Annotated in this window: 18 protein-coding genes; 17 read left to right on the forward strand and 1 reads right to left on the reverse strand. The window is 54.7% G+C overall.

Annotated elements, in window-relative coordinates; translation table 11 throughout:
• Positions 1–198 precede the first annotated feature (198 nt).
• The 16 genes from lrhA (at position 199) to GC087_RS08390 (ending at position 18,524) form a co-directional block, all read left to right on the forward strand.
• Positions 199–1,122 (forward strand): transcriptional regulator LrhA, encoded by a 924-nt coding sequence (lrhA, locus tag GC087_RS08315; RefSeq protein ID WP_033740635.1) that lies wholly within the window; start codon positions 199–201, stop codon positions 1,120–1,122.
• 638 nt (positions 1,123–1,760) lie between these two features.
• Entirely contained in the window at positions 1,761–2,204 is a 444-nt protein-coding gene (locus GC087_RS08320) for an NADH-quinone oxidoreductase subunit A (protein ID WP_006120027.1), read from the forward strand.
• A gap of 15 nt (positions 2,205–2,219) precedes the next feature.
• Positions 2,220–2,897 carry a NuoB/complex I 20 kDa subunit family protein gene (locus tag GC087_RS08325; protein ID WP_006120026.1) on the forward strand — a complete coding sequence of 226 codons (678 nt, stop codon included), beginning with the start codon at positions 2,220–2,222 and terminating at the stop codon, positions 2,895–2,897.
• A gap of 115 nt (positions 2,898–3,012) precedes the next feature.
• The gene (nuoC, locus tag GC087_RS08330; RefSeq protein ID WP_006120025.1) at positions 3,013–4,812 is read left to right on the forward strand and encodes an NADH-quinone oxidoreductase subunit C/D; all 1,800 of its coding nucleotides are present in this window, start codon (positions 3,013–3,015) and stop codon (positions 4,810–4,812) included.
• 2 nt (positions 4,813–4,814) lie between these two features.
• Positions 4,815–5,330: an NADH-quinone oxidoreductase subunit NuoE gene (gene nuoE / locus GC087_RS08335; RefSeq protein ID WP_006120024.1), complete on the forward strand. Its 516-nt coding sequence runs from the start codon at positions 4,815–4,817 to the stop codon at positions 5,328–5,330.
• A 2-nt stretch (positions 5,331–5,332) separates the two neighbouring features.
• The gene (nuoF, locus tag GC087_RS08340) at positions 5,333–6,673 is read left to right on the forward strand and encodes an NADH-quinone oxidoreductase subunit NuoF (protein WP_170317973.1); all 1,341 of its coding nucleotides are present in this window, start codon (positions 5,333–5,335) and stop codon (positions 6,671–6,673) included.
• A 111-nt stretch (positions 6,674–6,784) separates the two neighbouring features.
• The gene (nuoG, locus tag GC087_RS08345) at positions 6,785–9,508 is read left to right on the forward strand and encodes an NADH-quinone oxidoreductase subunit NuoG (RefSeq protein WP_324030269.1); all 2,724 of its coding nucleotides are present in this window, start codon (positions 6,785–6,787) and stop codon (positions 9,506–9,508) included.
• Positions 9,505–10,482 carry an NADH-quinone oxidoreductase subunit NuoH gene (gene nuoH, locus GC087_RS08350; RefSeq protein WP_033740629.1) on the forward strand — a complete coding sequence of 326 codons (978 nt, stop codon included), beginning with the start codon at positions 9,505–9,507 and terminating at the stop codon, positions 10,480–10,482. The genes nuoG and nuoH overlap by 4 nt, the downstream gene beginning before the upstream one ends.
• A 10-nt stretch (positions 10,483–10,492) precedes the next feature.
• A complete protein-coding gene (gene nuoI / locus GC087_RS08355) occupies positions 10,493–11,035 on the forward strand; it encodes an NADH-quinone oxidoreductase subunit NuoI (RefSeq protein ID WP_006120020.1) in 543 nt (180 codons plus the stop codon).
• A 10-nt stretch (positions 11,036–11,045) separates the two neighbouring features.
• On the forward strand, positions 11,046–11,597 hold the full coding sequence (gene nuoJ / locus GC087_RS08360; RefSeq protein WP_006120019.1) for an NADH-quinone oxidoreductase subunit J: 552 nt from the start codon (positions 11,046–11,048) through the stop codon (positions 11,595–11,597).
• Positions 11,594–11,896, forward strand: coding sequence for an NADH-quinone oxidoreductase subunit NuoK (gene nuoK, locus GC087_RS08365; RefSeq protein ID WP_028724970.1), 303 nt, complete (start codon positions 11,594–11,596; stop codon positions 11,894–11,896). The genes nuoJ and nuoK overlap by 4 nt, the downstream gene beginning before the upstream one ends.
• The gene (gene nuoL / locus GC087_RS08370) at positions 11,893–13,728 is read left to right on the forward strand and encodes an NADH-quinone oxidoreductase subunit L (RefSeq protein WP_033740625.1); all 1,836 of its coding nucleotides are present in this window, start codon (positions 11,893–11,895) and stop codon (positions 13,726–13,728) included. The genes nuoK and nuoL overlap by 4 nt, the downstream gene beginning before the upstream one ends.
• A 209-nt stretch (positions 13,729–13,937) precedes the next feature.
• Positions 13,938–15,458 (forward strand): NADH-quinone oxidoreductase subunit M, encoded by a 1,521-nt coding sequence (gene nuoM / locus GC087_RS08375; RefSeq protein ID WP_033740623.1) that lies wholly within the window; start codon positions 13,938–13,940, stop codon positions 15,456–15,458.
• Between the two features lie 6 nt (positions 15,459–15,464).
• On the forward strand, positions 15,465–16,922 hold the full coding sequence (gene nuoN, locus GC087_RS08380; protein ID WP_006120015.1) for an NADH-quinone oxidoreductase subunit NuoN: 1,458 nt from the start codon (positions 15,465–15,467) through the stop codon (positions 16,920–16,922).
• A gap of 193 nt (positions 16,923–17,115) precedes the next feature.
• The gene (locus GC087_RS08385) at positions 17,116–18,021 is read left to right on the forward strand and encodes an alpha/beta hydrolase (protein ID WP_324030271.1); all 906 of its coding nucleotides are present in this window, start codon (positions 17,116–17,118) and stop codon (positions 18,019–18,021) included.
• A 41-nt stretch (positions 18,022–18,062) separates the two neighbouring features.
• Positions 18,063–18,524 carry a GNAT family N-acetyltransferase gene (locus GC087_RS08390; RefSeq protein ID WP_324030272.1) on the forward strand — a complete coding sequence of 154 codons (462 nt, stop codon included), beginning with the start codon at positions 18,063–18,065 and terminating at the stop codon, positions 18,522–18,524.
• Between the two features lie 122 nt (positions 18,525–18,646).
• Here GC087_RS08390 and GC087_RS08395 read toward each other — a convergent pair whose 3' ends face one another.
• On the reverse strand, positions 18,647–20,305 hold the full coding sequence (locus tag GC087_RS08395; protein ID WP_006120012.1) for a glucan biosynthesis protein D: 1,659 nt from the start codon (positions 20,303–20,305) through the stop codon (positions 18,647–18,649).
• A 332-nt stretch (positions 20,306–20,637) separates the two neighbouring features.
• On the opposite strand from GC087_RS08395, the gene elaB reads away from it, so the two are divergent.
• Positions 20,638–20,949, forward strand: a complete 312-nt coding sequence (gene elaB, locus GC087_RS08400; protein WP_033740963.1) for a stress response protein ElaB — start codon at positions 20,638–20,640, stop codon at positions 20,947–20,949.
• The last annotated feature ends 29 nt before the right edge of the window (positions 20,950–20,978 follow it).

Here is a 20,978-nt window from a genome sequence, read left to right on the forward strand (position 1 = left end):
CCTTCGGTACAGAAGTTGTCTCTGTCTTCAGGTCACGGCTTCCGTGTTTTACAGGAACGTGCCGTGCGCCTTCGTAAGTAAATTTTATGTCGGCCCTGTGTTGGGACGGCATGAAGCATCATTACCGCTTATCGCTTTGATAAGCTTGTAATAACACCAGGATAGTAGTTCTTAAAACTCTAATAAGTGAAGAAAAACATGACTAATGCAAATCGTCCGATACTTAATCTCGATCTCGATCTGCTTCGAACTTTTGTTGCTGTTGCGGATTTAAACACCTTTGCAGCCGCGGCTGCTGCGGTATGCAGAACGCAATCGGCAGTAAGTCAGCAGATGCAGCGTCTGGAACAACTGGTCGGTAAAGAGTTGTTTGCCAGGCATGGCCGCAACAAATTATTAACAGAACATGGCATTCAGCTTCTGGGTTATGCCAGAAAAATTCTGCGTTTTAACGATGAAGCCTGCACATCGCTGATGTACAGCAATATTCAGGGCGTTCTGACAATCGGTGCGTCAGACGATACGTCCGATACCATTCTGCCGTTCCTGTTAAACCGCGTTACCTCTGTTTATCCCAAACTGGCCATTGACGTTCGTGTGAAACGCAATCCATTTATGATGGAAATGCTGAATCAGGGCGAAGTCGATCTGGTTGTTACCACCTCCAGTCCGGGTAACTTTACACATCAGGTACTGCGGACATCGCCAACCCTGTGGTATTGCGCAGCGGATTATGTGTTCCAGCGTGGGGAAGCGATCCCTCTGGTATTGCTGGATGAACCCAGCCCTTACCGTGATATGGCGATTGACCATCTGAACGAAGCAGGCATTCCCTGGCGCATCTCTTACGTCGCTTCAACGCTGGCAGCGGTGCGTGCTGCCGTTAAAGCTGGTTTAGGCGTGACCGCGCGTCCGGTGGAGATGATGAGCCCGGAACTGCGCGTAATGGGTGCAGCAGAAGGATTACCGGTGCTGCCAGATACTCAGTATCTGCTGTGCCGCAACGCGGACAACGACAACGAACTGGCGCTGGCCATTTTCAACGCCATGCAGTCTACCCACGATCCCTACAACATGATCGGCAATGCCGATGGTGCCTTACTGCTGGACGACGAAGAGTAAATCCCGTCTTCTTTCGCAAAAAATGCGAAATCTGCCGGCACGTTAATCTGAGTAAATGCGCCTTTTGTTCTGTAACCGGAACAAGAGGCTTTTTTTTGCTGCTTTTCTGACCCATGGTTTTCTTTTTCAGTCCTGTTCTGTCAATTACCTGTTCATACTCTGGTCAACAGGGCGAGTGGGGAAGGGAAAGCACGAAGTGGAGATTTGTTGATGCGAATCAGGCTGATAACTGATTAAATTTAACACAAAAATGATAATTCTGTGTTCTGGATCAACAAAATAGCCCTTCTAAAAGCAAGGCAATCTCGCCGAATCCTGTCAAACTATGCGCGTTGATAACGCGATCCACACGTTGAAATACCCGCTACACTGAAATTACCCCTACAGACTGAAGCGATTTAGCTGGAAACACGCGCGTCATATGTTAATAATATGATGCAGGTGTAAAATAATGTTTGGATACTTTTGTCAAAGTTGACAAAAGGTTATAGAAAGGAGTAAAAAACCACATAAAATTGCTGCTTATTGCACAGTAACAGCAAAATTTGTAAGGTTTTTATCCTTCCCTTTGAATCGATGTGGTGAGTTTGCTGCCAGAACCAGAGCAGGATGCCAGCGCCACTTTTGATGAGTAAGCAATGAGTATGTCAACTACCACCGAAATCATCGCTCAGCATTGGGCATTCATCGTTTTTATCGTCATCGCATTTGGCCTCTGTGCGTTTATGTTGACCGGAGGATGGCTGTTAGGCGGCAGAGCTCGTGCCCGTCATAAAGACACGCCTTTCGAATCCGGTATTGAATCCGTGGGTGATACTCACATCCGCTTATCCGCCAAATTCTATCTGGTGGCGATGTTCTTCGTTATTTTCGACGTCGAAGCTCTCTTTTTATACGCATGGGCGACCTCAATCCGTGAAAGTGGATGGGTCGGCTTTGTGGAAGCCGCAATTTTCATTTTGGTGCTCCTGGCGGGCCTGGTTTATCTGGTGCGCATTGGCGCGTTGGACTGGACTCCTGCACGCCGCCGAATCGTGGTTAAAACTCCCACGGTAAGTCACACCAATCCTCACAAGCAGTAAAAGAGAGGCAATAAGATGGACTATACGCTCACCCGCATAGACCCGAACGGTGGTGAGAACGACCGTTACCCTCTGCAAAAGCAGGAAATCGTCAGCGATCCGCTGGAGCAGCACGTTCATCGCAGCGTTTACATGGGCAAGCTCGAACATGCCCTGCACGACATGGTGAACTGGGGACGTAAGAATTCCCTGTGGCCCTACAACTTTGGTCTTTCCTGCTGCTACGTTGAGATGACCACCTCCTTCACCGCCGTGCACGATGTGGCGCGTTTTGGTGCTGAGGTTATGCGTGCCTCACCGCGTCAGGCCGACTTCATGGTTATTGCCGGTACGCCGTTCACTAAAATGGCCCCGGTGATTCAGCGTTTGTACGATCAGATGCTGGAGCCGAAATGGGTCATTTCCATGGGGGCCTGTGCTAACTCAGGCGGCATGTACGATATCTATTCTGTCGTGCAGGGCGTGGATAAATTCCTGCCGGTTGACGTTTACATTCCAGGTTGCCCACCGCGTCCTGAAGCCTACATGCAGGCTCTGCTGTTACTGCAGGAGTCGATTGGTAAAGAGCGTCGTCCTCTGTCCTGGGTAGTCGGCGATCAGGGCGTTTACCGTGCCAATATGCAGTCTGAGCGTGAACGTAAGCGTGGCGAGCGTATTGCAGTAACCAACCTGCGTACACCAGACGAAGTTTAAGTTAACCGTATGGATGGAATCAGTGCCTGCAGCGACAATACACAAATTAATGCATGGCACCATCCTGACGCCTTCATTTGAGCGCCTGTTAGCAGGCCGGAATGGTGAGTAACGTATGACAGATTTGACCACGCAAGATCTCGCTCAGCCGCTATGGCAAACCCGGGATCATCTGGATGACCCGGTAATTGGCGAATTGCGTAATCGTTTTGGGCCGGATGCCTTTACTGTTCAGGCAACACGTACCGGGATTCCGGTGGTATGGGTTAAGCGTGAACAGCTACTGGAAATCATCACTTTCCTGCGTAAATTACCCAAGCCTTACGTCATGCTCTATGACCTGCATGGTATGGACGAACGTTTACGCACCCACCGCGCCGGGTTACCTGCCGCGGATTTTTCCGTTTTCTACCACCTGCTTTCGATTGAACGCAATCGCGACATCATGCTCAAGGTGGCATTGTCTGAAAACGATATGCACGTGCCGACCATCACGAAAATTTTCGCCAATGCGAACTGGTATGAGCGCGAAACCTGGGAGATGTTCGGCATCACTTTTGACGGTCACCCGCACCTGACCCGCATCATGATGCCGCAGACGTGGGAAGGGCACCCGCTGCGTAAGGATTACCCTGCGCGCGCCACCGAATTCGATCCTTTCACGCTGACCAAACAGAAAGAAGATCTGGAAATGGAAGCGCTGACGTTCAAGCCAGAAGACTGGGGCATGAAACGCAGTACTGCCAGTGAAGACTTCATGTTCCTTAACCTGGGTCCTAACCACCCCTCCGCGCACGGTGCGTTCCGCATCATTTTGCAGCTGGATGGTGAAGAGATTGTCGACTGCGTTCCGGATATTGGTTATCACCACCGTGGTGCCGAGAAGATGGGCGAGCGTCAGTCCTGGCACAGCTATATTCCCTACACTGACCGCATCGAATACCTCGGTGGCTGCGTCAACGAAATGCCTTATGTGCTGGCGGTAGAGAAACTGGCCGGCATCGTGGTGCCCGATCGCGTTAACGTAATCCGCGTGATGCTTTCAGAGCTGTTCCGCATCAACAGTCACCTGCTGTACATCTCCACCTTTATTCAGGACGTCGGGGCCATGACGCCGGTGTTCTTTGCCTTTACCGACCGTCAGAAAATTTATGACGTGGTGGAGGCGATTACTGGTTTCCGTATGCATCCGGCCTGGTTCCGTATTGGCGGCGTCGCACATGACCTGCCGAAAGGCTGGGAACGCCTGCTGCGTGACTTCCTGGACTGGATGCCAAAACGTCTGAAAGAGTATGACAAAGCGGCGCTGCGCAACACCGTACTGATGGGCCGTTCGCAGGGCGTAGCCGCCTATAACATGGAAGAAGCGCTGGCCTGGGGCACAACCGGTGCCGCACTACGTGCAACGGGTCTCGATTTTGACGTGCGTAAATGGCGCCCCTACTCAGGCTATGAAAACTTCGATTTTGAGGTTCCTGTGGGCGCGGGCATCAGTGATGCCTATACGCGCGTACAACTGAAAATGGAAGAGATGTGGCAGTCGCTGCGTATCCTGGAGCAGTGCCTGAACAACATGCCGGAAGGGCCGTTTAAGGCGGATCATCCGTTAACCACGCCGCCACCGAAAGAGCGTACGCTGCAGCACATTGAAACCCTGATCACCCACTTCCTGCAGGTTTCCTGGGGCCCGGTCATGCCGGCCAACGAATCTTTCCAGATGATTGAGGCGACCAAAGGGATCAACAGTTACTACCTGACCAGCGACGGCAGCACGATGAGTTACCGCACGCGTGTGCGTACACCGAGCTTCCCGCACCTGCAGCAGATTCCATCGGTAATCCGTGGCAGCCTGGTATCCGACCTGATCGTATACCTCGGTAGTATCGACTTTGTTATGTCAGACGTGGACCGCTAATTATGCACGATCAACACATTGCTATTAAAACGATCGACCCTAACGAGGTCTTCGTGCTGAGTGCGGAAGAGCACCATGCGATTGAGCACGAAAAACACCATTACGAAGATGCGCGCGCTGCCTCCATTGAAGCACTGAAAATTGTGCAGAAGCAGCGCGGCTGGGTGCCTGACGGTGCGATCCATGCGATTGCAGAAGTGTTAGGGATTCCTGCCAGCGACGTAGAAGGCGTGGCAACGTTCTATAGTCAGATTTTCCGTCAGCCTGTTGGCCGCCACGTGATTCGCTACTGCGACAGCGTGGTATGTCACATCACCGGTTTTCAGGGGATTCAGGCGGCACTGGAAGAAAACCTGAATATTAAGCCTGGCCAGACGACAACCGACGGTCGCTTTACCTTACTGCCGACCTGTTGCCTGGGTAACTGTGATAAAGGTCCAACCATGATGGTGGATGAAGATACCCACGTTCATCTGACGCCGGAAGGCATCGCCTCTTTGCTGGAGCAGTATCAATGACAATCAAACAGATCATTCGTACTGCTGAAACCCATCCCCTGACCTGGCGCATGCGCGAGGATCAGCAGCCGGTATGGCTTGATGAGTATCGCAGCAAAAACGGCTATGCCGGTGCGGAAAAAGCCCTGAAAGGGATGGCACCTGACGAAATCGTCTCACTGGTAAAAGATTCCGGTCTGAAAGGGCGCGGCGGTGCCGGATTCTCGACGGGCCTGAAGTGGAGCCTGATGCCGAAAGATGAATCCATGAACATCCGTTACCTGCTGTGTAACGCCGATGAAATGGAGCCTGGCACGTATAAAGACCGCCTGTTGATGGAACAGATGCCGCATCAGCTGGTGGAAGGCATGCTAATCAGTGCGTTTGCCCTGAAAGCTTACCGGGGCTACATCTTTCTGCGCGGCGAATACATTGAAGCCGCAGTGCATCTGCGTCGTGCGATTGCGGAAGCCACTGAAGCAGGCCTGTTGGGCAAAAACATTCTGGGTACCGGTTTTGATTTTGAACTGTTCGTCCACACCGGTGCGGGACGTTATATCTGCGGTGAAGAAACGGCACTGATTAACTCCCTGGAAGGTCGCCGTGCCAACCCACGTTCCAAGCCGCCTTTCCCGGCAAGCGCGGGCGTGTGGGGCAAGCCGACCTGCGTGAACAACGTTGAAACGCTGTCGAACGTGCCGGCTATTCTGGCCAACGGCGTCGAGTGGTACAAAGGTCTGTCAAAAAGCGACGACGCCGGTACGAAACTGATGGGCTTCTCCGGCCGGGTGAAAAACCCTGGGGTGTGGGAACTGCCATTTGGCATCACCGCACGCGAAATCCTTGAGGATTATGCCGGCGGTATGCGCGACGGCCTGCGTTTTAAAGCCTGGCAGCCGGGTGGCGCGGGGACCGACTTTTTAACGGAGCAGCACCTCGATCTGCCCATGGAATTTGCCAGCATTGGTAAAGCCGGCAGCCGTCTGGGTACCGCTCTGGCAATGGCCGTGGACCATGAAATCAACATGGTTTCACTGGTGCGTAACCTGGAAGAGTTCTTTGCCCGCGAATCCTGCGGTTGGTGTACGCCATGCCGTGATGGCCTGCCGTGGAGCGTGAAGATTCTGCGCGCGCTGGAGCAGAAAAAAGGCCAGCCGGGGGACATTGAGACCCTGGAGCAGCTTTGCCGCCAGCTTGGCCCGGGCAAAACCTTCTGTGCCCACGCGCCGGGTGCGGTCGAGCCGCTGCAGAGCGCCATTAAATATTTCCGTGAAGAGTTTGAAGCCGGCATTGCGCCGCAGGTGTTTGGCAATACCCGATCTATCGGCGGTATTCAGCCAAACCTGCTGAAAGCGCGCTGGTAATTCGCCGTTATCCACGGGAGCTGGCCCTGTGCCGCCGTCCCTGTTGCAGTGTGCAGGGGCAAGAATTTGATTAACGCTCGTTTCTGACGAGCCTGACGGAAGCATGTCACTATGGCTACAATCCATGTAGACGGTAAAGAATATGATGTGAACGGAGCGGACAACCTGCTACAGGCATGTCTGTCTCTGGGCCTTGATATTCCTTATTTTTGCTGGCATCCGGCGCTGGGAAGCGTGGGTGCCTGCCGCCAGTGTGCGGTGAAGCAATTCCAGAACGCTGAAGACACCCGTGGCCGCCTTGTCATGTCCTGTATGACACCGGCGTCCGATGGCACCTTCATCTCAATTGATGATGGCGAAGCGAAAGAGTTCCGTGAAAGCGTGGTGGAGTGGTTAATGACTAACCACCCGCATGACTGTCCGGTATGTGAAGAGGGCGGTAACTGTCATCTTCAGGATATGACGGTCATGACAGGCCACAGCTTCCGCCGCTATCGCTTCACCAAACGTACTCACCGCAATCAGGATCTCGGTCCGTTCATCTCGCACGAAATGAACCGCTGTATCGCCTGCTACCGCTGCGTGCGTTACTACAAAGATTATGCCGACGGTAAAGATCTGGGCGTGTATGGTGCGCACGACAACGTGTATTTTGGTCGTCCGGAAGACGGCACGCTGGAAAGCGAGTTTTCCGGTAACCTGGTCGAAATCTGCCCGACCGGCGTGTTCACCGATAAAACCCACTCCGAACGCTATAACCGTAAATGGGATATGCAGTTCGCGCCAAGCATCTGTCAGCAGTGCAGCGTAGGCTGTAACACCAGCCCCGGTGAGCGCTACGGCGAACTGCGTCGTATCGAAAACCGCTATAACGGCAGCGTTAACCACTACTTCCTGTGCGATCGTGGTCGCTTTGGCTACGGTTATGTCAATCTGAAAGATCGTCCTCGCCATCCGGTCCAGTTGCGTGGCAACGACAGCGTGAAGCTGAATGCCGAGCAGGCCGTTAACGCCGGAGCCGATGTCCTGCGTCAGGCGAAGCGCGTCATTGGTATTGGTTCGCCGCGTGCCAGCATCGAAAGTAACTTTGCTCTGCGCGGACTGGTCGGTGCGGAAAACTTCTCTACCGGTATGCCCGCGGGCGAACAGGCGCGTCTTGAACTGCTGCTGAAAGTGCTGCGTGAAGGCGGCATTTATACGCCTTCACTGCGCGAGATCGAGAGCTACGACGCGGTGCTGGTGTTAGGCGAAGACCTGACACAGGTTGGCGCACGCGTGGCCCTGTCAGTGCGTCAGGCAGTAAAAGGCAAAGCCCGCGAAATGGCCGCTGCGCAGAAAGTCGCAGACTGGCAGATCGCCGCGATCCTCAATATCGGTCAGCACGCTAAGCATCCGTTATTTGTCACCAACGTCGATGAAACCCGTCTGGACGACATCGCGGCATGGAGCTACCGTGCCCCGGTTGAAGAACAGGCGCGTCTTGGCTTTGCGATTGCCCACGCGCTGGACGACAGTGCGCCAGCCGTCAGCGACTTCGACAGTGCGCTGAACGGTAAGCTGGATGTGGTGGTACAGGCGCTGGCCGGTGCCAAAAAACCGCTAATCATTTCCGGTGTGCATTCAGGCAGCAGTGCCATGATCGAAGCGGCCGCGAACGTGGCCAAAGCCCTGAAAGCGCGCGGTGCAGACGTCGGTATCACCCTGCTGGCTGGTCATGCTAACAGCATGGGCCTGGGCCTGATGGGTGGCAATACGCTGGATCAGGCACTGGAACAACTGCAGAACGGCGAAGCCGATGCGGTCGTGGTGCTGGAAAACGATTTGTATCGCCATGCGCCAAAAGCGCAGGTCGATGCGGCGCTGAACCATGCGGCTAACGTGATTGTGGTCGATCATCAGCGCACCGCCACGGTGGAAAAAGCCGGACTGGTGCTTTCCGCTGCCAGTTTTGCCGAAAGCGACGGTACGTCAATTAACCATGAGGGCCGCGCACAGCGCTTCTTCCAGGTGTACGATCCTGCCTACTACGATAACAGCATTGTGATGCTGGAAAGCTGGCGCTGGTTGCACTCGCTGCACAGCGCGCTGGAAAGCCGTCACGTTGACTGGACGCAACTGGACCATGTCATTGATGCCGTTGTGGCAAGTCTGCCACAGCTGAAAGGGATCAAGGATGCGGCGCCGGATGCCAGCTTCCGTATTCGTGGTCAGAAGCTGGCGCGTTCTCCGCATCGTGCCAGTGGGCGTACTGCTGCGCGCGCGAATATCAGCGTGCATGAGCCGCGTCAGCCGCAGGATCAGGACACCATGTTTGCCTTCTCGATGGAAGGGAACAACCAGCCGAGCGCACCGCGTTCGCAAATTCCGTTTGCGTGGGCACCAGGCTGGAACTCACCGCAGGCTTGGAACAAATTCCAGGATGAAGTGGGCGGGAAACTGCGTCATGGCGATCCCGGTGTGCGTTTGTTCGAAGCCAGCGATGCGCAGCTTGCCTGGTTCAGCAGCGTGCCAGAAGCCTATGCCACGCAAGGTCAGTTCCGCGTCGCGCCTTACTACCAGTTATTCGGAAGTGAAGAAATGACGCAGCGTGCGCCGGTTATCCAGCAGCGCATGTCGGCACCAACCCTGGTTCTGAACCCGGAAGATGCCGCGAAGCTGGGCGTGAATAACGGTGCAGCAGTGGAATTAACCTGTGCAGGTGAAACCGTACGTTTGCCAGTGCGTTTCTCGGCTTCTTTGCAGGCAGGGCAGGTTGGGCTTCCACTCGGTATGCCGGGTGTCCCGCCCTTCCTGGCGAATGCAAAAATTGATTCTCTGCAGGAGGCGGCGCAATGAGCTGGTTAACACCGGATGTTATCGACATTCTGATCGCCATTGGTAAAGCGCTGGTGATTTTGCTGGTCGTGGTGGCCTGCGGTGCGTTTATGAGCTTCGCCGAGCGTCGTTTGCTCGGCCTGTTTCAGAACCGCTATGGGCCAAACCGTGTGGGCTGGGGCGGATCGTTGCAGCTGGTTGCTGACATGATCAAGATGTTCTTTAAAGAAGACTGGGTTCCCCCGTTCACCGATCGCTTTATCTTTACGCTGGCGCCGGTCATCGCGTTTGTTTCCCTGCTGCTGGCCTTTGCTATCGTCCCGGTTTCACCGACCTGGGTGGTGACCGATCTCAATATCGGGTTGCTGTTCTTCCTGATGATGGCGGGCCTGGCTGTATATGCCGTGCTGTTTGCGGGCTGGTCGAGTAATAACAAATACTCGCTGTTAGGTGCGATGCGTGCCTCTGCGCAGACCTTGAGTTACGAAGTGTTCCTGGGTCTGTCACTGATGGGCGTGGTAGCGCAGGCGGGATCGTTCAACATGACCGATATCGTCAACAGTCAGACGCATCTGTGGAACATCATCCCACAATTCTTTGGGTTTGTGACCTTCTGTATCGCGGGCGTGGCCGTTTGTCACCGCCATCCGTTTGACCAGCCCGAAGCCGAGCAGGAACTGGCTGACGGTTACCACATTGAATATGCCGGTATGAAATTTGGTCTGTTCTTTGTCGGCGAATATGTCGCGATTACCACCGTTTCAGCGCTGATTGTGACGCTGTTCTTTGGTGGCTGGCACGGGCCTTTCCTGCCGCCGTTCATCTGGTTCGCCCTGAAAACGGCGTTCTTTATGATGATGTTCATCCTGATTCGTGCTGCGCTTCCGCGTCCACGCTATGACCAGGTGCTGTCGTTCGGCTGGAAAGTGTGTCTGCCGTTGACGCTGTTGAACCTGCTGGCGACCGCCGCAGTGATTCTTTATACAGCGCAGTAAGGGGTAACAAATGACGTTAAAAGATATTGTCGTAGGCTTCGGCACGACAGTGCGCAGTATCTGGATGATTGGCATGCACGCCTTCGCGAAACGCGAAACCCAGATGTATCCAGAAGAGCCGGTCTACCTGCCACCGCGTTACCGTGGCCGTATTGTGTTGACCCGCGATCCTGATGGTGCAGAGCGTTGTGTTGCCTGTAACCTGTGTGCGGTAGCCTGTCCGGTAGGCTGTATTTCGCTGCAAAAAGCGGAAACCAAAGACGGCCGCTGGTATCCAGAGTTCTTCCGTATCAACTTCTCACGCTGCATTTTCTGCGGCCTGTGCGAAGAGGCCTGCCCAACCACCGCTATCCAGCTGACGCCGGATTTCGAACTGGGCGAGTTCAAGCGTCAGGATCTGGTATACGAAAAAGAAGACCTGTTGATCTCGGGGCCGGGTAAATATCCGGAGTACAACTTCTACCGTATGGCAGGTATGGCAATTGACGGTAAAGATAAGGGTGACGCAGAGAACGAAGCGAAACCTATCGACGTCAAAGGCTTACTACCTTAAGGAGCAGGGCATGGAATTTGCGTTTTATCTTTGCGGACTGGTGGCGGTGGTGACGACGTTGCGCGTGATCACCCACACTAATCCGGTACATGCGTTGCTGTACCTGATCGTTTCGCTGTTATCGGTGGCTGGCGTCTTCTTCTCTCTGGGTGCCTACTTTGCAGGTGCGCTGGAAATTATTGTGTATGCCGGTGCCATCATGGTGCTGTTCGTGTTCGTTGTGATGATGCTTAACCTGGGCAAAGCCACGCAGAAACAGGAGCGTGAATGGTTAAGTCCGTCGTTATGGATTGGTCCGGGCCTGGTTTCGTTGCTGCTGCTGGCAGTGATGATCTACGCCATCATGACGGCACATGACCAGGGTATTGACGGCAAAATTATCGATGCGAAAGCGGTGGGCATTAGTCTGTTTGGCCCGTATGTGCTGGCGGTTGAACTGGCATCAATGCTGCTGCTGGCCGGCCTGGTTGTGGCTTTCCACCTGGGCCGCGAAGAGCGTCAGGGCGAAGTCCTGAGCAACCGTTCAAACGATGCCGCGCAGGCGAATAAGGAGCAAGCATGATTCCCTTACAACATGGATTGATTCTGGCGGCGGTGCTGTTTGTGCTGGGACTGACCTCGCTGGTGTTGCGCCGTAATCTGCTGTTTATGCTGATAAGCCTGGAAATCATGATTAATGCCGCGGCGCTGGCGCTGGTTGTTGCAGGCAGCTACTGGGGACAGGCTGACGGTCAGGTGATGTATATTCTGGCTATCAGTCTCGCCGCAGCGGAAGCCAGTATTGGGCTGGCCCTGCTGCTTCAGCTCTATCGTCGTCGTCAGACGCTGAACATTGATACTGTGAGCGAGATGCGCGGATGAACCTTCTCTATTTAACTGTCTTATTTCCGCTAATCGGCTTTCTGCTGTTAGCGTTCTCCCGTGGCCGCTGGTCAGAAAACCTGTCCGCGACCGTGGGCATGGGATCGGTCGGGCTGGCTGCGCTCACCACGGTGTTTGTGGGTTTCGACTTCTTTGCCCACGGGCAGCAGGTCTTCACTCAGGCGCTGTGGACCTGGATTCATGTCGGCAATTTTAATATTCAGGTCAATCTGACGCTGGATGGCCTGTCGCTCACCATGCTGTCGGTGGTGACCGGTGTCGGCTTCCTGATCCATATGTTCGCCTCGTGGTATATGCGTGGAGAAGAGGGATATTCACGCTTCTTCGCTTATACCAACCTGTTTATCGCCAGCATGGTTGTTCTGGTTCTGGCGGATAACCTGATGCTGATGTATCTGGGTTGGGAAGGGGTAGGGCTGTGCTCCTATCTTCTGATCGGCTTCTATTACAGCAATCCGGAAAACGGCAAGGCGGCGATGAAGGCATTCATCATCACGCGCGTCGGTGATGTCTTCCTGGCATTTGCGTTGTTCATCCTTTACAACGAACTGGGTACGCTCAACTTCCGCGAAATGGCGGAACTGGCTCCGGCACACTTTGCGGCGGACAACCATATGCTGCAATGGGCCACGCTGATGCTGTTGGGTGGCGCAGTAGGTAAGTCTGCGCAGCTGCCGCTTCAGACCTGGCTGGCCGATGCGATGGCAGGTCCAACGCCGGTTTCCGCGCTGATTCACGCCGCCACCATGGTGACGGCAGGGGTTTACCTGATTGCCCGCACCCACGGCCTGTTCCTGTTGACGCCTGAAGTGCTGCATCTGGTCGGCATTATCGGTGCGATTACGCTGGTACTGGCGGGTTTTGCTGCTCTGGTCCAGACGGATATCAAACGTGTACTGGCTTACTCCACCATGAGTCAGATCGGCTACATGTTCCTGGCGCTGGGTGTGCAGGCGTGGGATGCCGCCATTTTCCACCTGATGACCCATGCCTTCTTTAAAGCCTTGCTGTTCCTGTCCTCAGGTTCGGTTATCCTGGCCTGCCACCACGAGCAGAACATCTTTAAGATGGGCGGACTGCGTAAAAGCATCCCACTGGTGTACACCTGCTTCCTGGTCGGCGGTGCTGCCCTGGCCGCATTGCCGCTGATTACCGCCGGTTTCTACAGTAAAGATGAAATCCTGTTTGGTGCACTGGCGAACGGCCATTTGAACCTGATGGTCGCGGGTCTGGTAGGGGCGTTCCTGACCTCAATCTACACCTTCCGCATGATCTTTATCGTCTTCCACGGCGAAGAGAAAATCCATGCACACGCGGGCAAAGGCATTACCCATCATCTGCCACTGATTGTGTTGCTGGTGCTCTCAACGTTTGTGGGTGCATTAATTACCCCACCGCTGGCGGGCGTTTTACCGGCCAATGAGTTTGGTGAGAACGGTAAAGTCACGCTGGAGATCGCGTCCGGCCTGGTCGCGGTTGCGGGCATCGTTATCGCCGCTGCCCTCTGGCTGGGCAAGCGTCAGCTGGTCAGCAGCGTGGCCAACAGTGCGCCGGGCCGTTTCTTCGGCACCTGGTGGTTCGCCGCCTGGGGCTTTGACTGGCTCTACGACAAAGTCTTCGTCAAACCGTATCTGGGCATTGCGTGGTTGTTAAAACGCGATCCTCTTAACGGCCTGATGAACCTGCCTGCGTTGCTTTCACGTATCGCCAATAAAGGTCTGGTGGTCAGTGAAAACGGGTATTTGCGCTGGTATGTCGCGTCGATGAGCGTTGGTGCCGTCGTTGTGCTGGCGCTGCTGCTGGTAATTTAAAGATTGATGAGCGGGTAGGTGTGAAAACTTACCCATTAAGAATGTCAAAGATTGTCTGATGTAAGGGCGTAATCGGCGCAGTCCGTTTTGCCACCGCCAGCGCACAGCAACCGGAGCGTACTGAAGTACGTGAGGATTGCGAGCACTGCCGGGGGCGAAACGGGCAAGTGAGATAGCCCGAGCCAGGACAAAAAAAAGGGAAGTATGCCGTGTTATTACCTTGGCTAATTTTCATACCCTTCTTCGGTGGTTTCGTCTGCTGGCTCACCGAGCGCTTCGGCGCGAAGGTGCCTCGCTGGATCGCACTGATCACCATGGGGCTGACGTTGGCGCTCTCGCTGCAACTCTGGTTGCAGGGGGGCTATTCACTGACGCAGGCAGCGGGTATTCCGCAGTGGCAATCGAGCTTCTCAGTACCCTGGATTCCCCGTTTCGGCATTAATTTCCATTTAGCGCTTGATGGCCTTTCGCTGTTAATGGTGGTGCTGACCGGACTGCTCGGCCTGATGGCAGTGCTGTGTTCCTGGAACGAAATTGAAAAGTATCAGGGCTTCTTTCATCTGAACCTGATGTGGATCCTGGGCGGCGTTATCGGCGTGTTCCTCGCCATTGACATGTTCCTGTTCTTCTTCTTCTGGGAAATGATGCTGGTGCCGATGTACTTCCTCATCGCGCTGTGGGGACATAAAGCATCGGACGGTAAAACCCGTATTACCGCCGCGACCAAATTCTTTATTTATACTCAGGCATCCGGTCTGGTGATGTTGATTGCGATTCTGGCGCTGGTGTTTGTTCACTACAACGCCACGGGCGTCTGGACGTTCAACTACGAGCAGTTGCTGAAGACGCCAATGTCGCACACCGTGGAGTACCTGCTGATGCTGGGCTTCTTCATCGCGTTTGCGGTGAAAATGCCGGTTGTCCCGCTTCATGGCTGGCTGCCTGATGCGCACAGTCAGGCTCCGACCGCAGGTTCAGTTGACCTGGCGGGTATCCTGCTGAAAACCGCCGCCTACGGCTTACTGCGCTTCAGCCTGCCGCTGTTTCCAAACGCCTCGGCAGAGTTTGCACCGATCGCGATGTGGTTAGGGATCATCGGGATTTTCTACGGTGCCTGGATGGCGTTCTCGCAGACGGATATCAAACGCCTGATCGCTTACACCTCGATTTCGCACATGGGCTTTGTCCTGATTGCGATTTACACCGGTAGCCAGTTGGCCTTCCAAGGCGCGGTTGTACAGATGATCGCGCACGGCCTGTCAGCAGCGGCGCTGTTTATCCTGTGCGGACAGCTTTACGAACGTCTGCATACCCGTGATATGCGTCAGATGGGCGGTTTGTGGTCGCGCATTAAATGGATTCCAGGGTTATCCCTGTTCTTTGCTGTCGCCAATCTGGGTATGCCAGGTACGGGTAACTTCGTCGGGGAATTCATGATCCTGACCGGCAGTTTCCAGATCGTTCCGGTCATTATCGTGATTGCGACCTTTGGCCTGGTTTTCGCCTCGGTCTATTCGCTGGTGATGATGCAACGTGCCTACTACGGTGAAGCGAAATCGAAAGATCCGCTGCCGGGCATGTCGGCGCGTGAATTCCTGACCATTGGGGTGCTCGTGGTCCTGCTGGTGCTGCTGGGTGTTTATCCTCAGCCGATTCTGGATACCTCACATGCTGCAATGAGCAATATTCAGCAGTGGTTTACCGCTTCAATTTCAACTACAAGGCCGTAATTCGCCATGACAATAACTCCTCAACAATTGATCGCGTTGCTGCCGCTGTTAATCGTCGGATTGACGGTGGTGGTTGTGATGCTGTCCATTGCCTGGCGACGCAACCACTTTGTTAACGCCACGCTAACAGTGGTTGGCCTGAACCTGGCGCTGCTGTCACTGTATTTTGTCGGTCAGGTTGGCGCGATGGATGTCACGCCGCTGCTGCGTGTAGACGCGTATTCGATGTTCTATACCGCCCTGGTGATGCTCGCCAGCCTGGCAACCTGTACTTTTGCCTATCCGTGGCTGGCCACGTTCCCGGACAACAAGGACGAGTTTTATCTGCTGGTTCTGATTGCTGCACTGGGCGGTATCGTGTTGTCAGCGTCTAACCACCTTGCATCACTGTTTATCGGGATTGAACTGCTGTCACTGCCGTTGTTTGGTTTGATTGGTTACGCCTTCCGTCAGAAACGTTCGCTGGAAGCGGCCCTGAAATACACCATCCTGTCGGCGGCGGCATCGTCTTTCCTGCTGTTTGGTATCGCGCTGATTTACGCTGACTCGGGCAACCTGGGCTTCGTCAGCCTGGGTAAAAGTCTGACGGACAGCATGATTCAGGAGCCGCTGCTGCTGGTCGGTCTGGGCATGTTGATTATCGGTCTGGGCTTTAAACTGTCACTGGTGCCATTCCATCTGTGGACGCCGGACGTTTATCAGGGCGCACCCGCACCGGTTTCTACTTTCCTTGCTACCGCCAGCAAAATTGCGATCTTCGGTGTTATCATGCGCCTGTTTATGTACGCGCCGGTGACCGACAGCGAAGCCGTACGGACAGTACTGGCCGTGATTGCCTTTGTCTCCATCCTGTTCGGTAACCTGATGGCGATTTCGCAAAGCAATATCAAGCGCCTGCTGGGTTACTCTTCTATTGCGCATCTGGGATATCTGCTGGTCGCGCTGATTGCGGTGAAAGATCATCAGCTGTCGCTGGAAACCGCAGGGGTTTACCTGGCCGGTTACCTGTTCAGCAGCCTCGGCGCGTTTGGTGTGGTAAGCCTGATGTCCAGTCCTTATCGTGGCCCGGATGCCGATTCACTTTACTCCTATCGCGGGCTGTTCTGGCACCGTCCGATTCTGTCGGCCGTGATGACCGTGATGATGCTGTCGCTGGCGGGTATCCCCATGACGCTGGGCTTTATCGGTAAATTCTACGTGATTGCCTCTGGCGTGAGCGCCAACCTGTGGTGGTTGACCGGTGCGGTGGTGGTCGGCAGTGCGATTGGTCTTTACTACTATCTGCGCGTTACCGTCAGTCTTTATCTCAGCCCGCCTGAATTGCTGAGCCGCGATACGCCAGCCAACTGGGCCTTCACCGCCGGTGGCGTGGTTGTCTTGATCTCCGCGATTCTGGTGTTGGTGCTGGGCGTTTATCCGCAGCCATTAATCAGACTGGTGCAGATGGCCCAGCCGCTGATGTAATGTCACGCTGTTGCGATCAATCAGGCCTTCGGGCCTGATTTTTTTTGTCTGAAAATCGACACAGGTGATTTTTGCATAGCCTTCGCAATATCACGTCGCGTCCGCTTTTCTCTTCGTTTTCATTCTGCATCTTCATTCTGTTTCCACAGTTTCGTGCTGAAATGGGGCGAACAGATAAGGGGGAGCATTGCTTATGGATCGCCGACATTTTCTGCTGGGGTGTACCGCAACGCTGCTGACGGCAAAAAGCACACTGTCATTCGCCGCGCGGGCCGCTGTCGCCCAAACCGTTATTCCCCTTTGGCCCGGCACGCCACCCGGCGGTGGCGGGCCAGAGGGGCCGGTTGAGACATCGCCTTCAGGCGCAGAGCGTCATATCGCCGTACCCACCTTAACCGTCTTACGGCCGGGCATGGGGAACGGTCATGTTGTCCTGATCGCCGGCGGTGGCGGCTATAAACGGATAGAAATAGCAAAAGAAGCCTGGCCCGCGGCTCGCTGGTTAACGGCGCGCGGCTACACTGCGGCGATATTGCGTTATCGTCTGCCGTCCGAACACTGGGGCGATGGTAACCGGGTTGCCCTGCAGGATGCGCTGCGTGCCCTGCAACTGGTCAAAGCGCAGGCAACAGGGTTAACGGTGCTGGGGTTTTCGGCCGGTGCGCATTTGCTCGGGATGGCCATCAGCCCGATGGGCGCGCGCATGGGGGCGGTGACAGAGGCACAGGACAGCGCACCTGTTCAGGTTGACGGTGCCGCGCTGATTTATCCCGTCATTACGCTGGAAGGGCCTTATACGCACACATCCACTCACCGCGTTTTGCTGGGGGCGCATCCTACGGCGGCAGAAGAAGCCGCCTGGTCGGTGCAGAATACGGTGACAGCAGCATCACCGCCTTTTTTTCTGGTGCAGGCCGAAGATGACCCGATATCCGATCCCCACAACACGCTGATCATGGCGCGAGCCTGTCAGCAACATCACGTAAATGTGGAGATGATCCGCTACCCAACCGGCGGGCACGGTTTTGGTATGGGGAAACCCGGCACACCCACCATGGCCTGGCCTGCGCGTTATCAACACTGGCTGCAAAGCCGCTAGCAGGCTACAGTGAGGGGTCGGTTATTGAATGAGGATGAGACATGCATATCAGTTGGCTGGATCTGCACCAGCAGGCATTAAGCGTCCCGCAGCTTTATGCAGTACTGGCGTTGCGCTGTGAAGTCTTCGTCGTGGAGCAGCTGTGCGCCTATCTGGATGTGGATGGTCAGGATTTGCAGGGCGAGAATCGTCACCTCCTCGGCATGGCGCAGGATGACCTGCTGGCCTATGCGCGCATCCTGTCGCCCCGGCGCGCCGAGACAGAGGTAAAAATTGGGCGCGTCATCATCTCCAGCAAAGCCCGTGGCCTGAATTTAGGTAACCAGTTGATGGTGCAGGCGATAGCCAGCTGTGAACAGCACTGGCCAGGGCATGCACAGTTTCTTTCTGCCCAGGCGCATCTTGCGGGGTTTTATCAGCGTCACGGTTTTGTCGCGGTCAGCGAAAGCTACCTTGAGGACGGTATTCCCCATATTGATATGCGCAGAGCAGGGGGGAAATAAACCGCGCTAACGGCCTGACGGTTTTATTCCTCCCTCAGCCTGTCGCGTGTTCTTTTCACGTACGCAAAAAAAATGCATCCCGGCGCCAGGCCTGAGATGCATTATGCCGTGAGATGACCGTGTTAGCTGACGGTCATCTGGCGATCGTCAACGTATTTACGCTGGTCTGGCGGGGGCGGCACATACTGATAGAGCCACGTTTCGCTCAGCGTTTCGTCTTTGGTTCGCAGGAACAGACGCATCTCAACGGGTTGTACGCTGTCGCTGTCAGGATACCAGTCAAAGAGGATACGGTACCCTTTGATCGGCTCAACATACAGAATCTCAACCTGCTTAAAGGTGCCGGAGGACACGGTAATCACCGGTTCAATGCCCTTTGGTGCGGCGGCCTGCAAATCGCCGCCGATAAAGTCGACAGCAAAACGACGGCACCACACATCCGGGAAGTGCTCGCCTGGCGCCCAGCCTTCGGGGAAGCCGCCGATGCCGGTGCGGGTTGCATCCACGCGCGCCAGTTGGCTCTGTACGGGCGGCAGTGCGCTCCAGTAGAGTTTGTACGAAAAACTGAACGCGTTGCCCGCTTTGATCGGTTCGGCGGGCTGCCAGAAGCAGACGATGTTATCGAGCGTTTCACCGGTCGTGGGGATTTCCATCAGGTTGATGGCGCCTTTACCCCACTTACCAACTGGTTCCACCCACAGGCTTGGCCGTTTGTTATACCAGCCAATCACGTCCTGATAATTCTCAAAGTCATGATCAAGCTGAAGCAGACCAAAACCACGCGGGTTTTCATCTTCGTAGGCGTTGAACTGCAGGCGCTGAGGGTTATTCAGCGGACGGGCAATCCATTCCCCTTTCCCGCTCCACATTGCCAGACGATCGGAGTCGTGAATCTGGGGATGGTAGGTGTTACACATCCGACGCTCGTTGGTGCCGCAGCTGAACATACTGGTCATCGGCGAAATGCCTAACTGACGAATATCCTTGCGGGCAAAGAGATGATTCTCAATGTCCATCACCACGCGTTCGGCTTCGCAGTGAATCACAAACTTGTATGCGCCGGTGATGCTGGCCCCATCCAGTAAGGCATAGCAGGTGAAGGTCGTGTCTTCGGCTTTCGGCGTTTCAAACCAGAACGCCGTAAAGTCCGGAAACTCTTCCTGGCCATTACTGAAGGTGTTAATGGCGACGCCACGCGCGGACAGCCCGTACTGGTAAGTATCATCGACAGCACGGAAGTAGCTGGCACCGAGAAAGGAGACGATATCGCGGCGGGCCAGTTCGGGTTTTTTAAAGGCACGGAAGCCCGCAAACCCCAGATCGGTTTTGCCTTCCAGCTGTTTAGTGTCGACTTTCGCATCGTTGTAGTTAAACAGCTCGGTGCGGAAGTGGATTTCGCGTGCCTCACGGCTGGCACTGTCGACGGAAAACATGCGGATGCGGCGTTTAAAGCCCATGCCGACGTGGAAAAACTGCACATCAAGCTCGCGATTCGGAATGTTGTTCCACAGCGAGTGATTAGCATCGTACTGAATATCGTTGTAAGCCTGCGGCGTCAGGTTAGCCAGCGTTTGCGGCAGCGGGCCCGGTGGACCACCCCACGGCTTCTTGGCCAGTGCGGCCGCGTTCTTTTTTAACTCGTCGAAATCGAAGCGCACTGCGATTCCGTCAGCAATGCCATCATCTGCCCAGGCGGATTGCGCGAATAGCGTTGATAAGCCTGTCATACCGCTCACCGCGGAGAAGGCCATTGACGCTTTCATAAACATTCTTCGATTCATGCCGGAGATCATTCCTTAGCTTTTCGAGTTTGTTGTGACTGTCGTGTCGAAGCACAGAGCCTGATTATTACAGGCAACAGCAGGGTACGACAGTCGGCTTAGAGAAAAATTCAGTTCGCTGAAAATTTATCAGATAAATCAAATAAACGAAGCGAAATTGCTTTAAGCAAGTCATCTCTTACACTTCTTTGCGTAATCACAGCCTGCCATAAGTTGACGCGCGTGCGCTTTCCTTGCGCCGATTTTCAGGTGATTCCTGGTAAGGGGCCGCGCAAAGCCCTCATTTATGGCTATAGTTAACCAGGTGCATTGCAATTCACATGGAGGAAATGATGGTAAAACAGACTGAATCTTTCGACACGGGCTATGACGACGATATCGCACTGCTGACTGAAACGCTGGAAGAAGTGCTGAAGTCATCAGGTGATCCGGCCGATCAGAAATATATCGAACTGAAAACCAAAGCTGAACGCGCGCTGGAAGATGTTAAATCACGTGTCAGCCAGGCCTCAGATAGCTATTACTACCGTGCCAAACAGGCCGCGTACCGTGCTGATGATTACGTCCATGAAAAACCGTGGCAGGGCATTGGCATCGGTGCTACTGCAGGGCTGGTATTAGGCCTGCTGCTGGCGCGTCGCTAATCTCAATCGCCTAAAACGGGCAGGCGCTG

The sequence above is a fragment of the Pantoea sp. JZ2 genome (assembly GCF_035191405.1).
Classification (GTDB): Bacteria; Pseudomonadota; Gammaproteobacteria; order Enterobacterales; family Enterobacteriaceae; genus Pantoea; species Pantoea stewartii.